Here is a 12,990-nt window from a genome sequence, read left to right as displayed (position 1 = left end):
AATGGATAAATGTATTGATGATTATCTGAGTGTTTTTGCTCAAACATCAGAGTATATAAAAAATGAAGTAAACAGATGTATCGAATATTGGTTGCCAGAACCTCCGCCTACGATCTTGCTGTTTTCACTAGTGGGTAAAGCACTGGTAAACCAGCTAGGTTCATTAAGCCAGTTGGAGAAATCAACCTTGTTCCAGCACATCGAAACAGGTATGCGGTCTGATAATGATGAGCTAGCTACTGCTGTTGCAACTGGGCTTGTTGAATCGTTAATTACAGCATCTGATGAAAATGAGTCAGTTTGGCAAGAAATTGAAAGTTATCTGCATGTTGAATCAAAAAAGCATGCACTAGCATGGAAATATTTTGGGCAATAATCTTAGACCTATTACACCGGCCAAAGCCGGGGTTACTGCCTTTAAGACCTAAACACTCCAACTCCCCGCCGCTGCAACCGAATAACACCGGGCGCAGCGGTAATCTCCCGTTGCTCAACATCGGTGATCCCGTACTCGGTAAGCCAGTCGCCACCAATCACCAGTTCGCCGCTCTGCCGTACCCAATCCGCGCCTAAATCTTGCCGCTGTTGACTACCCGCAGGAGATCACCTTGGCCTCCAGCACCACCACGCGCACCGAAGATAGCTTGAGTCAGACACTGGCGGTCGGCTCCATGCTATCGGCAGGCAGCATTGATGTCAGCGGCAACAATATCGCGGTCATCGGCAGTCATGTGGTGGCCGATAACGACATTAATCTGCGGGCGAAAGAGAACATTACCATCACTATTCGTGACACCGATAAACAACAGCAGAATGTCGATGACCTGAGCCGCGACACCGACAATGCCAATGGCAGCATCAATCCGATCTTTGATAAAGAGAAAGAGCAGAATCGCCTGAAAGAAGCGCAACTGACTGGCGAAATTGGCGGTCAGGCAATGGATATTGCGCGGACGCAGGGAGATATCCTCGGGCTTGAGGAAGCTTTGAAACGCCATCCTGAGTTGAAAGCCTTGCGTGAGACAAAAGAATACAAAGCCGAAATGCAAAAATACGGCACCGGCAGTGCACTGCAACAAGGTCTTCAGGCGGCAACAGCGGCCATACAGGGCCTGGCAGGTGGCGATATGACGAAAACGCTAGCAGGCGCCTCAGCCCCGTATCTGGCTGAAGTGATTAAGAAAAGCACCGGCGATAGATGCATTACAAAACTCAATAAAAAATAAGGAGAATAGCAATGTTAATAAGTAAAAAATCACTACTGGTACTGTTGTATTTATGCGTTGCTTTCTCTTTAATGCTTTTTTTTGTAAGTTTTATTTTTCAAGTGCTTGGGTATTGGATTGGTGATGGTGATGGTGATCAGATGCTAGGATATTTGAATGATAACTTTCATAAAGTATTGAAGACTAGTTTAGTGGGGGTTGGTGTTGGATGTGCCTACTGGTTCTTTTACTATCTAAAGATCTAGCTCGTTGATTCAAAATATATTTTTAGTGGAAAATAATGCGCTGAATGCGACTAACGAGAAACAACGTCAGGATGCGAAATGGTCACTGCCGTATCTGGAAGGTGAGAAGAAAACTCAGACTGAGAATCTGGTAAGTGACCTTGATGCGAAGGATAAAGCTTTTGATGCTGCAATTGATGCAACATGTCAAAATCTGTCGTCCGCACAGTGCTCGGGAATGCGCCAGGAACTGGCGGCAATGGGTAAGAGCTATGATTGTAGTGGTATAGTGAGTTTATGCTTCCGTATGATTAATACGCCGTGCTTGCTCATACCGCGCTCCCCAGTATTTATTATCAAGCTTTGAGATGGTCACACCCACGCTGCTCGAGGCATGGATAAATTTGCCCTCCCCGATGTAAACACCCACATGTCGTGTTTGTCGTGAGGTTTTGAAAAAAACCAGATCGCCTGTATCTAAAGCTTCCTTGGTGATCCGAGAGCCTTGTTTCATTTGTTCCTGGGCACTTCTTGGCAAACTCAGGGAAAACTCATCTTCAAAAATGCGCTGCATATAAGCAGAACAATCGATACCTTTACGTGTATTCCCGCCAAGCTTGTAACTGACACCTTCCCACTCATCATAATGGGTCAGGATTTTTTTGAGTTTTTGTGTCTCATGACGCCCAGACGCAGACTGGATTGACGCATTTTGTAAGGATGATGAGCTCACCAATTTCCCTGAGGGTTCGGCAAGCGCGGGAAATGTAAATAAAGAGACAATCGCAATCATAACGGGGGTTATAGTCTTAAACATAAGGGTATCTGAAATATGAGGTGAATGGCTTTCCTTGGTTAACACATTGACTAAAATCCTTCTGGAGAGCGGCATTCTACACATTAAAGCTCATAAAAGAAGCACTAATAGTGCATTTAATGAGCTAATTTGTGGTGCGAAAGTCTGACTTTTACTGTAACTCGTTAATGAATATATAAACTTCAGACAATTATTAATTTTTAATTAGCAGTAAATACTCACATCGCTGAATCATATTCAATGGTTTATTTAGAGCGCTTGGATGAAAAGTATTTCCATATGTAAGTAGTGGTTTTTATATGTTTATTGTTATTCAAGTCTTCTCCCACATTTTATATCCCAGCCTTTGCTCCTCATTATGGACTCCGTTTGGGAAACGGAAAATATTGTACGTTAAGATGATTTTTTGTACTGCAAAGGCCAAGGTTGGGATTGCCCGGGCCAATTGGGACAACTGCTAACCATCGCCGAGGATAACCGAAATATCAAACGTCGGATACGCATGATGCTGGGATTCACATCGTTCCGGCGGGCATCGAATTAATCCACATGATACGTAAAGGGCAATATCAACATCCGCAAAGTGAGGGATTGCCACCTGCAGAACAATTTTATCTGTTGGCGGCCTAAACAACTCGCAGTGCCACTTTTGCTAACTTCTTACGCTAATGCGACAGAGCCTTAATGGAGGCTGACAAACAGTTGAGCCCCTTTAGCAGGAGCTCACAAAAGATTAAGTGAATTCTAAAGTCATTTCTCGCAGATATAATCCTGAGTTACTGTCGTTTGCAAACAATTGTACTTCCCCATAGTCTTGCAAATAGATTTCTCAGTACCCGACTTCAATGCACTCTTATATCCCCAAAATTTGCAACGCTCTGTGGCTACTGTTAAACCTTGGGAGTCTGAACTTTGTCCGTTTTCAAACTGGCCTTGTTCATAAGAAATCTGAACGATCCCATCAGACTTTCCACCTCCAGTTGCTTCCCATTGTTTAGGCGTAGCACACCCGGATAGGGTTATAACCCCGAGAATGAGAGCTACCATTGGAATTTGCATAGTGACTAACCTTCCTTGTATTTGTATATTGATATGGTAAAAATAAGTTAAAAAAAAGTTGGAACTGAATTATTAAGATCGCATAATTTGATACTCTTGAAAAGAGATAACTTACAATTTTATTTAATTTTTTACATATCATTGGTTCAGTTATTTTACTATCAACATCAACGCGATAGCTGATATTTTTGGGTTTTTCGTCGGTACCCATAACCCATATAAACTCTTACAGCCGAGTAGTGTTGATTGCTCACATTTCCTTTAACCAGTATGGTTACCCCATCTAAATGGGCTTGTTGCAAATAATGAGAGTCGGTGATTTTACTCATTGATGGGTGGAATCATTAGGCTAAAACCGTCTCAATGTTAAAGAGCCGATTCATAAAGGCGGATCTTTCCCGCACTCGATATTCAGGTTCGTCACCGCGTAGCCAAATATCAAATTGACCTTTATTCAGTCGTCGCAATGTTTCAAATCCCTGAAGCGTTGACCAGGTTCGATTTGGCCGTTTGAACCCCCCGGCCGCTTTTACCAATTTTTTGATGGGGACATGGTCAGACTTGATACGATTATTCAGGTATTTGACTTGCCGCTGCTTCTCATCATCCCGTAGCTTTCCTTCTTTCATCAAACGAGTAATAGCGTAACCGTATGACGAATGTTTATCGGTATTGAGTATTTTCTGCTGTCTTTCAACAGGATAGGGTTTTAACACCCGTTTAAGGAATTGATAGGCAGCATTTTTATGGTTCTGTCGCATTAGCGTAGGCCAGTCAGCAAAGGTTGGGCTGCCGTTTTTTTAGGCAGCCAACAGATAAAATTGTTCTGCTGGTGACAATCCCTCATTTTTCGGAGGTTGATATTGTCCTTTGCGTATCATATGTATCAGTTCGATGCCAGCCAGGATCGTCTGTGCCCGTCGAAACGATTTGAATCCCAGCATCGGGCGTATGCGGCGTTTAATATTCAGATGATCTTGTTCAACCAGATTATTCAGATACTTGTTCTGCCTGACAGTAATGATTTCTTCTTCTGGTTTGTCGGCGTTGAGTATAGTCAGCGCTGCCGTGTTGGCACCACTTTTAACCCAACGATGCAGCGTTGAATGGTCAACGACAATACCACGCTCTGCCATTATCTCTTCCAGGTTGCGTAAACTCAGTGAGTAAGCCAAATACCAGCGGACACACTGAGCAATAATATCGACGGGATAATGCAGGCGGCTGAAAGCGTTTCGGATCAGAGACATGAGCAGGTAACATCTCAAAAAACAGCATGTTACCGAACGGCACCTTAATGCGACAGAACCAGAAATAGTTATTGAGAAAAACGGTAAGTTTCGGCCAGTAAACTAAACATTGAAATATACCTCTCCAGCATAAATCATTTCTATGAAGGTTTAGGAATATTCTTTTTCAAAAGTTTGCGTTGTAATGTTCGTCGATGCATATTCAACGCTCTTGCCGAAGCAGAAATATTACCAAGATGATCATCCACAACTTTATTTATATACTCCCATTCCATTTGTTCTAGTGAGGGGTAGGTAAATGGGCTACCCTTATCATTTTTTAATGTTGGTATTTCATTACGAAGACTTAATAGAATGTTATCCACACTCACTGGCTTTTGCAGAAGATTATCAGCCCCTTTCTTTAACGCAATGATGGCTGAAGTGATGCTAGAGTAATTTGTCAGAATTAAAATTCTAGATAATGGGTTAAGATGTCTTAATGCAGAAACCCATGCTAGCCCAGAGTCATCTTTCAACTGCAGATCTATCACAATATACATATGCTGAGTAGATTCGGCCATTCTGACGGCCTGCACTCCAGTGGTTGCTATATTAACAAAGAATCCTTTTCTAAGCAGAATCGTTGATAGCGTATTAGTAAATACATCATCATCATCCAAAATTAAGATCTTTTCCATCATAACAATCTCACCCTAATAGTGGCTGTTGTTCCGGTATAATCTGAGTATAGTTTTATTTTAGCACCAATTCTGACTGCATTAGAAAAGGCTAACATCAAGCCAATACCATATCCAGAGGTTGTGCTTTTTACCGGTTGTTTTCCTAGGAGGTTGATTAAATCATTTGGTATACCACATCCATTATCAGTTATGCTTATAATTGCATTACCATTTTCTATCTTACAACCACATTGAATGAAACCATTGTCACTGGGAATAGCCGAATTAGCATTCTCAAGTAAATTAACAATAATAGTATGGAGAATGCCAGCATTTTTGATATATACGCAGGTGTTGGGTAATTTATAAATTATATTTTTATTACACTTAAGTTTAAATGAACCAAATACGCCGTCAAGCCATAAACATAAGTTGATAGCTTCTTCATTTTCAAACTCATTAAATCCTAATGAAAATGACATATTAGCTAATTTTTCCGTACACTCTTTTGCTTGTTCCAAGGCTAAATTTAAATACTCATCAAACTCTTTACCCGATCGCTCCCCTGGTTTAAATAGCTTAATCTCCTCTAAGGCCAGAACCGCTGTTGATATAGGTTTTGATATGTCGTGGGCAGAAGACGCAGCTTGCAGACCAAAAGAAAATATTATATCCGACTGTTTTTGATATTCTTTTGAGCGAATTAAATCATTATTGTATTCAATTGACACGTCATTCATCTTTTTTATAAAGAAAATGATAATAAATGTGGACATTAAAAAACTCACCCACGGAGCATAGTATTCTATACTTTTAGGTCTATGCGTAATTTCGAGATGATTTGATAATGTTAACTTAGATGAAATATAAAATAAAATAGCCGAGTAAATCACTATGAATGCAATGTTTTTATTAGATAGAATAGCAAAGGCCATTACTACACTTGGAAGGTAAAATGAAACACTTAATATTTCTCCATGGAAATTCAACTCCTCCCAGAGAGTAAATAAAAGTAAGTCAATACAAATCTGAGCAACAAGTTCTCTTTCTTCTAGTGGTGAAGGAAGCCTCATCCTGTATAATGTCACAACGATACTGAGTAACAATAAAAATAAAATAATAGCAATGGGGAATACAAATGAATAGATGTAGTTTGATTTCCCTTTAAATAAAATAACACTTAATAGAAGCTGACTACATATTGCAAAAATCCTAGCCCAAGTAATGATAGCTAGCTTCTTATGCTGAGGTAGTGCCTGTAATATTTTCATTTTAATCAGTCACGTATATATATAAAATGAAACATAGATTACAAAATTGCTTAGATCAACATAAAATATAAATTAAATTAACTTTTGTTTAACCCCTGTTTAACAATGTATTTATATTTCATCTATGGCTATTAATTCCCAGGCGTAATTGATATCCCCCCAATAAGGGGGGATTCGTTATTACATACTTCCGTTGCCCGCGTTACCATTCCCACCGCTACCATTCCCCCCATTGCCGTTACCACCATTACCACTACCACCATTGCCCCCGTTCCCCCCATTACCTCCATTGCCGCCGTTGCCATTACCACCGTTACCATTACCGCCATTACCACCATTGCCACCGTTACCATTACCACCGTTGCCGTTACCGCCGTTACCGTTGCCTCCGTTTCCATTCCCTCCATGACCACCACCATGGCCGCCGTGCTTAATCAACATCAAGTCGGAGGTCATGGACGTATTTTGTGTGTAACTTGTATCCTTCATCAATTTCGATACATCAACCGTAGCGGCTGATACATAAAAGGAACATGCTGATAATACTGAGGTTGCAGCTAACATAATTACGTTAATCTTTTTCATAGGAATATCCTTTAATAGAATTTAGATAATATAATTTAAGATTTCAGCATGGATAAACCTCTCGGCCAATCCACGATTAAAACATAGAGCACATATTAAAAAAATAAAACAAGAATTTAATGATATTGAAAATATTTTCAATTTTTAATGATAAGTCATTTTGTTTTAAAATAATGATGATATTATGTTTAAATATTCATCATAAAGTGAGGCATTATGTCGCACTATAAAGACGATATATCCTATTTTAATTTTTTTTAATATGTGATAGACGAAGTTAAAAATAAAAACAAATATTTACATTTAATACTAAAATCCCACAATCTAAACTAAAAACTCATTTATCCATTTCATAGGGGGTTAAGTAAAACATTATGATTCTGGATAATAATTTTAGAGACTGAAGAAGGTTATTTGCAGAGATAGGTTCACAGCAGGATAGAATGGCTTAGTGATAGTGGAAATTTGACCATTTTAATTAACATGGTATGCATATCATTTTTAGGAAAACAATGTGTATCGATGGAGTAATAAAGATGGATGTCATAACATGTCACTCTTACATCCATCTTAAAATATGAAATAAATAATATTGATGAAATTTTGCCAACTCAGGGCTTTTGACTAAACTATTGAGTAATTGCAAATAGCATCCCCATTGCACCAATAAAAACAAGTACAATACCTAAAGCCAGTTTACCTCTGGTGCCAGCGTTAACATCTTTACATAAAAAACGTCGTCTCACTTTCCTATCCATAATAATTTCGCTCATTGTTAGTCCCTCAGTTTCCCGATATCTAAAACGTGATATAAATTTAATACTTATTGTTTTCAAAAGAAAGAAACACAGTCTTAATCAAATTAAATTAAGAGTTAACCTTTTGTTTTAATTGATTAAATCAAGTTTCCTCAAGTGTAAAATCCGACTGTATTACTGTTATTTTAAAGCTCAGAATCTCTTCATTTCGCCTATTATCTCTATAATAATTGAGTGGCCTAAATGGTTTTTTAGGCCGATTCAATGATACAGGTCGTCTAAACCTAAGGTATTCCATACTCAAATTTCTAATGAGTATGTCACTGACTGTCTCGATGAGAATAACTTCTTAGCCTCAATGAAGGATTTTCATACAAGAATACGACACGGCATGCTGATCCCAACATGCCACCACTCCAGTTACTTGTTTATTTATCTATAAATTAGAATATTTTTATATACTGTAGATTAAATATAATAATATATGTTCACTAGACTTATTCGACTATCAGTTGAAAATAACATCGACAGTTGCCGAGGCGGTAACGTTACCAACAGGTAATGTGTCGCCACCGGAACATAGTCGCCAGGTGAGTTCATTTGAGAAAACTTCACTAGATTCACCCGCATTAATTGAACCTAATTTCATTGGTTCACCATTAAACTTCAGACCTTGCGTGAGATTACATGTTCCAGCTCCTGTAACTCCCGTTATTTCACCTGTGATATAGCCGCCTCCCTCATTGAGGGATAATCGAGTCGTCTCACCATTATAAAGCCCTGAATTAGCCTGAAATTTTATATTAATATTAGCGGCAGGATTAGCGCCATTTTGGGTACATCCCACCACCAGACTATCCTTCACTAGTTCTAATTCAGCCCCCAAAGTCGAATTATGTTCTACTTCGCCAAAGTTGATCGATTTGTTAATATTGATCGAGCATTGCCGTGTGGAAACTTTAACCTGATAGCCAGTAAGAATACTTGCCTTCGTAGCACTCGATAATGCACTGCTGCTAAAATACATCTCAGGAATGGGGAATACTCCATCTTGCTGGGTCCCATCGGTGATAATGACCCAATTGCCCGTTATTGATCCACTGCGGACGCTAGATTCCTCGAAAAAAGAGGGTGTCGAGATTGCCCGGGGTGATAAACACCAGGCAGAATTTGCAGGCGTTGCAGCAGCATTTCCAGATCCAGAGACTGTCCCCTGGACTCCCGAATTGCTAAAAGTTCCGCTCATGGTTTCTGATAAGCCAGCATTTAACTGATAAATCATAGTGAAAGATGCCTGCGGTACCAAAAAAATACCTTGAGCAATCTTATACCCTTGAATTCCATCAACATCACTTAGGGCGGTGTTATTAACGCAACCCAAGGTTTCAGGAATTCCCGCCCCCGTGATGGCAACAAGACCATAATTTGGATTGAGCGTCATATACATATCGTAGTCACCAAAACTGGTGGAAATATTTTGATTAATGGCTGGGCCTGCCCATTGTTGGCTACCACTACCAATCTCAATGATAGCTGCCTGTAATGGCATAATAACGCCCAACGACAGCAGACAAAGCCCTATTCGTAACCGCGTAAAACCAGTGGTGCTTATTTTATTTGTCACGGTGTTTACCCCTCTATTGGGTGAATTCTCGGTGCTCAACATGTTAAACCTCACAACGTAATGGCAAATGACGTATCGGATTAGCCGCTGACGGGGCTGGAGTGTTCGCCAAATTGAACGCTACATTGCATTGCTGGCTAGTATCCCCCCCCCACTTCACTTTTAGACGACCACTTTCTGGTAGCCCGCTGAGATAGACCTGCCCTGCATCTCCAACAATGCTGGTATTCGGCTCTTCACCCGCACTCCCTTCAACGGCAACCACGGCACCGAAAGGTATTAATCCGCCACTTTTACTCAAAGTAACCAATACTTGATAACCGACGCGTGTTGCAAAGTTAGCCTTAACCACTGCACCTTTAGTTGGGTAGAGATTTTGGCTTGACTGCGTTATGTCAACCCCTTCAGGTAGGGTTGCCGGATCCAGGCTAATATTATTGCGCTGGTAGTTTGAGAGATAAGGCACCACCGCATAACCACGACTGTCCACCTGATTATTGCCGCTCATCACCTTACTTCCTCTGGCGCCTGGTGCACTGACTAATGCAACGGTATCGCCCAAAGGTTGACTCAATGTGACTCCGTCGGCATGTGCCACCACCCCGCCGCTGGCATTCATATTCACCGCGCGGTAGCCACTACCATAGCTATATCCCATACTCGCCATGCCCTTGCTGCCACGGTAACCAGTATTCACCGACCCCATGTCACTGCTGCCGTCGTTAGACCAGCCTTGTGTCACATTGTAAGAAAGACGGTCATCCATTGATGTTCCGTTAATACCCGCCTGATTCTGAACACTACCTTGGTTGTTATTTGTCATCTGATAACTGGCGAAGCTACGGTTAGCAAGTGATGAACCGCTCAACAAACTTAATGGTACTTGAACGTTCATGGATAACTGTCTGTTCTCCGGCCAGCTATTGTCCCCTTTAATGCGGTCAATACTGTAATTCATGCCGTAAGTCACCCCGTGGTAGCTGTTGCTATAGCCCGCAGTAAGGTTGTTATTGACCTTACTGTTGTCCCAATAGTTATCCCGCATCCCAGAGATATATAGCGATCCTAAATCCCCCATATTCTGAGACAAACGTAACTGGTAACTATTGCGCTTACGGTCTTGTGACCAGGGCAACTGATCGTCGCGTAATTGGTAGCCATTGTTGTTAACATCGGAAAAACTGTAATAATTTCGGGTCGAGTAGCGCATAGTCGCGACATCAATTGATGTGCCGGTACTGGCAATATTTTTGGCATAGCGCAACCGATATGACTCCCCTTTTTGCCGGTCATCCACATCCTTCAGCTTAGCGTTCGACTGAGTGACATCCGCAGACAATGCGCCAAAGTTCCCTAAAGACAGCCCGCTCCCCACCACGCTTGAGAAGTAATCATCCGCGACCAGTCCACCACCATACAGCGTGAGATTATAGGGCAAGCCATAAACCAAAGTGCCGAGTCCAAAGGTTGACTCCTGAGAACCAACAGTGGTGCTGCCATTATATTTCCCACTGGTCAGTTCATACTTAAATGCACCAGGACGTAACATTACCGGCAGTGTTGAATAGGCGACAGTCTGGGTGCGAACGGAACCATCAGCTTCAGTTATCGTTACCGTCAAATCACCTGAAGAACCACTCTGCCCCAAGTCATTTAGCGTAAACGGGCCTGGTGCAACATAGGTTTGATACACAATGTTGCCATTCTGCCTCACGGTTACCCTCGCATTGCTTTGCGCAACACCAGAGATAACCGGAGCAAAGCCACGCAGATTGTTGGGCAACATCTCTTCGGTTGAGTTAAGTTTGACACCACGGAACGGAATGCTGTCAAAAACATCCCCGCCACTGCTGCTTTCACCTGCCAATATTTCAGAATGCCAAGCCTGGATATCCCGCTGCAGGTAGCTATTGATAAACTGGGTGTCCTGCGTACTTTCACCCGCGCGATTATCACCATTCGTCGTATTCCGGCTATGGGTAATCAGGCTGCGTAAACGCCAGGCATCAAAGTTCAACCCCGCCCGTAAGTTGGCAAAGAGGCTTGTTTGCTCTGATGTTCCCAAGTCTGATTGGGAAGAACGTCGGCTGCGGCTGCCGTTCAAGTTATAATTCAGCAAAAATGCCGGAATACCTTGATTCCACAATGAGGGATCAACCTGACTGCTGCTATTTGGCTGCATTGCGACTTGGGGGATACTGATATCCAGCCGCAACTTGGCCAACGAAAATTGCACCTGTGCATGAGGGATCAGGGCAGGCAAATCCTCCACTGGCTTATCCAGTGGTAAATTTGAGAATGTCGGCAGTGCACTAGTATTCACGCCTAACTCATTCAGTAACGCTGGTGTGAGGAGTGGCTCAACCTTATTCCGCGAGCCTTTTTGGAAAGTGATTGTTTGCTCGCCGCGCTCAATCTGATTAACAAATACCGTCACCAGATAGGCCCCTTCAGGCACCTGATCGGTAGTCTCAAACTGAGTCAAATCCACTTTTTCAGACTGCTCTTGATCAAGCATTAGTAGCCCGGCATCAAAATAATCCCGGCCCCAAGCGGGCAGAACAGACGTAAGTAATATCGCACCCGTAAATATAGGTGATATTTTTATCCCATTAACGTGTCGTTTCATGATATTTAGCTCAACCTGGTTTATCTGTTTTGCCAATACACAAAATTGGAATTAAAAACATATGATTAACCAGCAGTTAAAATAAGTTTGTCGGTAAACTGGATATCAATATCGAGATGAGCCAGTAAGTGATTTTTGTTGTTCTAATGGCGTATTCCACGCTGTCTCATCAAGCAATTGCCACTCAACTGGCCCCTTTGTACCCGCAGGCAAGTTATAGCGTTGCTGCCCTTTTGGTGGAACCATCAGGCGCATAGCCGCATTATCAAACAAATAGTTACCAACTTTTAACCGAGAAAATGTCAACCAAAACGGCGTTGGGTTTTCAGCAACCAGCGTATTACCTTCCAGATGGAAGCGTAATTGTGAGGCAGCACCTGCCACCCCACTGTCCGGCAGGCTGGACGGGCGGTAAAATAGTTTAAGATTACTGACAACAGCTAACGTTAATTGACCGCCGTTTTGCGCCATATTCGCAGGTGTAGATGGGATAGCCTTGGTAGCAATATAAAATACTGACTCCCGATCCTGTGCTAACTCCCCTCCGGTACGCCGAATACGCAAGGTCAAATCACTATTAGGCTCCAGTCGTTGCAGCGGCGGAGTGACAATAAAGGGCATCGGAGTAACGACTTTGCCCTGCGGTGCAACGCCGCCAGTTTGAGGATCCATACTCCGAATCCAAGATTGCATTAAAAAAGGCTGATCACTTTTGTTATAGACGGTTAATGCAACACCCTGACTGGCTTTTTCCGGGTAAATAACCCGCATCACATAAAAGGAAATACCTTTAAGTTCAGCCTGATTTGCGCTCACCGATAAACTGTTCAGCATCAGTAAGCTCCCAATCATTATTAATGACAGGCGAGTCCAGAAACTTTTCAT

General features: G+C 41.9%; 14 protein-coding genes and 3 pseudogenes. 6 read left to right on the top strand and 11 right to left on the bottom strand.

Translation table 11 applies throughout. From position 1 onward, the window contains the following. The first annotated feature begins 1 nt into the window (after nt 1). From Q2T72_RS06420 to Q2T72_RS06400, 5 genes and pseudogenes are all read left to right on the top strand, one after another. Nucleotides 2–376, top strand: a complete 375-nt coding sequence (locus Q2T72_RS06420; protein WP_083159741.1) for a hypothetical protein — start codon at nt 2–4, stop codon at nt 374–376. Beyond that, entirely contained in the window at nt 355–573 is a 219-nt protein-coding gene (locus Q2T72_RS06415) for a hypothetical protein (protein WP_372568842.1), read from the top strand. The genes Q2T72_RS06420 and Q2T72_RS06415 overlap by 22 nt, the downstream gene beginning before the upstream one ends. A 203-nt stretch (nt 574–776) precedes the next feature. After that, nucleotides 777–1,196: pseudogene (locus Q2T72_RS06410) on the top strand (hemagglutinin); the annotation flags it as partial. Nucleotides 1,197–1,237: 41 nt separating this feature from the next. Continuing rightward, on the top strand, nt 1,238–1,471 hold the full coding sequence (locus Q2T72_RS06405) for a hypothetical protein (protein WP_083159745.1): 234 nt from the start codon (nt 1,238–1,240) through the stop codon (nt 1,469–1,471). Nucleotides 1,472–1,496: 25 nt separating this feature from the next. Next, on the top strand, nt 1,497–1,817 hold the full coding sequence (locus Q2T72_RS06400; protein ID WP_372569861.1) for a DUF6862 domain-containing protein: 321 nt from the start codon (nt 1,497–1,499) through the stop codon (nt 1,815–1,817). On the opposite strand, the gene Q2T72_RS06395 is transcribed toward Q2T72_RS06400, so the two are convergent. After that, nucleotides 1,746–2,312 (bottom strand): NlpC/P60 family protein, encoded by a 567-nt coding sequence (locus Q2T72_RS06395; protein ID WP_372568841.1) that lies wholly within the window; start codon nt 2,310–2,312, stop codon nt 1,746–1,748. The genes Q2T72_RS06400 and Q2T72_RS06395 overlap by 72 nt on opposite strands. Nucleotides 2,313–2,730: 418 nt before the next feature. On the opposite strand from Q2T72_RS06395, the pseudogene Q2T72_RS06390 reads away from it, so the two are divergent. Continuing rightward, nucleotides 2,731–2,897, top strand: a pseudogene (locus tag Q2T72_RS06390) (IS6 family transposase); the annotation flags it as partial. A 120-nt stretch (nt 2,898–3,017) separates the two neighbouring features. Here Q2T72_RS06390 and yecR read toward each other — a convergent pair. From yecR to Q2T72_RS06340, 10 genes and pseudogenes are all read right to left on the bottom strand, one after another. Then, the gene (gene yecR, locus Q2T72_RS06385) at nt 3,018–3,314 is read right to left on the bottom strand and encodes a YecR family lipoprotein (protein ID WP_372569860.1); all 297 of its coding nucleotides are present in this window, start codon (nt 3,312–3,314) and stop codon (nt 3,018–3,020) included. A gap of 356 nt (nt 3,315–3,670) precedes the next feature. Next, a pseudogene (locus Q2T72_RS06380) lies at nt 3,671–4,081 on the bottom strand (DDE-type integrase/transposase/recombinase); the annotation flags it as partial. A gap of 45 nt (nt 4,082–4,126) precedes the next feature. Next, nucleotides 4,127–4,576, bottom strand: coding sequence for a DDE-type integrase/transposase/recombinase (locus Q2T72_RS06375; protein WP_083159753.1), 450 nt, complete (start codon nt 4,574–4,576; stop codon nt 4,127–4,129). A gap of 140 nt (nt 4,577–4,716) precedes the next feature. Beyond that, complete coding sequence (locus Q2T72_RS06370) at nt 4,717–5,259, bottom strand: response regulator transcription factor (protein WP_083159755.1); 543 nt, start codon at nt 5,257–5,259, stop codon at nt 4,717–4,719. Further along, a complete protein-coding gene (locus Q2T72_RS06365) occupies nt 5,256–6,509 on the bottom strand; it encodes a sensor histidine kinase (protein ID WP_372568840.1) in 1,254 nt (417 codons plus the stop codon). The genes Q2T72_RS06370 and Q2T72_RS06365 overlap by 4 nt, the downstream gene beginning before the upstream one ends. A gap of 180 nt (nt 6,510–6,689) precedes the next feature. Next, a complete protein-coding gene (locus Q2T72_RS06360) occupies nt 6,690–7,094 on the bottom strand; it encodes a hypothetical protein (protein WP_372558303.1) in 405 nt (134 codons plus the stop codon). 629 nt (nt 7,095–7,723) lie between these two features. Next, the gene (locus tag Q2T72_RS06355) at nt 7,724–7,867 is read right to left on the bottom strand and encodes a hypothetical protein (RefSeq protein WP_193784703.1); all 144 of its coding nucleotides are present in this window, start codon (nt 7,865–7,867) and stop codon (nt 7,724–7,726) included. 493 nt (nt 7,868–8,360) lie between these two features. Continuing rightward, nucleotides 8,361–9,476 carry an adhesin gene (locus tag Q2T72_RS06350; RefSeq protein WP_372568839.1) on the bottom strand — a complete coding sequence of 372 codons (1,116 nt, stop codon included), beginning with the start codon at nt 9,474–9,476 and terminating at the stop codon, nt 8,361–8,363. 43 nt (nt 9,477–9,519) lie between these two features. Further along, nucleotides 9,520–12,105 carry a fimbria/pilus outer membrane usher protein gene (locus Q2T72_RS06345; protein WP_372568838.1) on the bottom strand — a complete coding sequence of 862 codons (2,586 nt, stop codon included), beginning with the start codon at nt 12,103–12,105 and terminating at the stop codon, nt 9,520–9,522. A 105-nt stretch (nt 12,106–12,210) separates the two neighbouring features. Then, nucleotides 12,211–12,990: a molecular chaperone gene (locus Q2T72_RS06340; protein ID WP_083159763.1), complete on the bottom strand. Its 780-nt coding sequence runs from the start codon at nt 12,988–12,990 to the stop codon at nt 12,211–12,213.

The sequence above is a fragment of the Yersinia sp. 2466 StPb PI genome, from assembly GCF_041538325.1.
Taxonomy (GTDB): domain Bacteria; phylum Pseudomonadota; class Gammaproteobacteria; order Enterobacterales; family Enterobacteriaceae; genus Yersinia; species Yersinia enterocolitica_E.
Note: the sequence above shows the minus strand (reverse complement) of the source record. Positions and strands in the feature narration are given on the sequence as shown.

What these genes read in the sequence shown, in the direction of transcription:
- Q2T72_RS06420 (WP_083159741.1), top strand. Translation starts at nt 2, where the DNA reads ATGGATAAATGTATTGATGATTATCTGAGTGTTTTTGCTCAAACATCA.
- Q2T72_RS06415 (WP_372568842.1), top strand. Translation starts at nt 355, where the DNA reads ATGGAAATATTTTGGGCAATAATCTTAGACCTATTACACCGGCCAAAG.
- Q2T72_RS06405 (WP_083159745.1), top strand. Translation starts at nt 1,238, where the DNA reads ATGTTAATAAGTAAAAAATCACTACTGGTACTGTTGTATTTATGCGTT.
- yecR (WP_372569860.1), bottom strand. Translation starts at nt 3,314, where the DNA reads ATGGTAGCTCTCATTCTCGGGGTTATAACCCTATCCGGGTGTGCTACG.
- Q2T72_RS06375 (WP_083159753.1), bottom strand. Translation starts at nt 4,576, where the DNA reads ATGTCTCTGATCCGAAACGCTTTCAGCCGCCTGCATTATCCCGTCGAT.
- Q2T72_RS06370 (WP_083159755.1), bottom strand. Translation starts at nt 5,259, where the DNA reads ATGATGGAAAAGATCTTAATTTTGGATGATGATGATGTATTTACTAAT.
- Q2T72_RS06365 (WP_372568840.1), bottom strand. Translation starts at nt 6,509, where the DNA reads ATGAAAATATTACAGGCACTACCTCAGCATAAGAAGCTAGCTATCATT.
- Q2T72_RS06360 (WP_372558303.1), bottom strand. Translation starts at nt 7,094, where the DNA reads ATGAAAAAGATTAACGTAATTATGTTAGCTGCAACCTCAGTATTATCA.
- Q2T72_RS06355 (WP_193784703.1), bottom strand. Translation starts at nt 7,867, where the DNA reads ATGAGCGAAATTATTATGGATAGGAAAGTGAGACGACGTTTTTTATGT.
- Q2T72_RS06345 (WP_372568838.1), bottom strand. Translation starts at nt 12,105, where the DNA reads ATGAAACGACACGTTAATGGGATAAAAATATCACCTATATTTACGGGT.
- Q2T72_RS06340 (WP_083159763.1), bottom strand. Translation starts at nt 12,990, where the DNA reads ATGAAAAGTTTCTGGACTCGCCTGTCATTAATAATGATTGGGAGCTTA.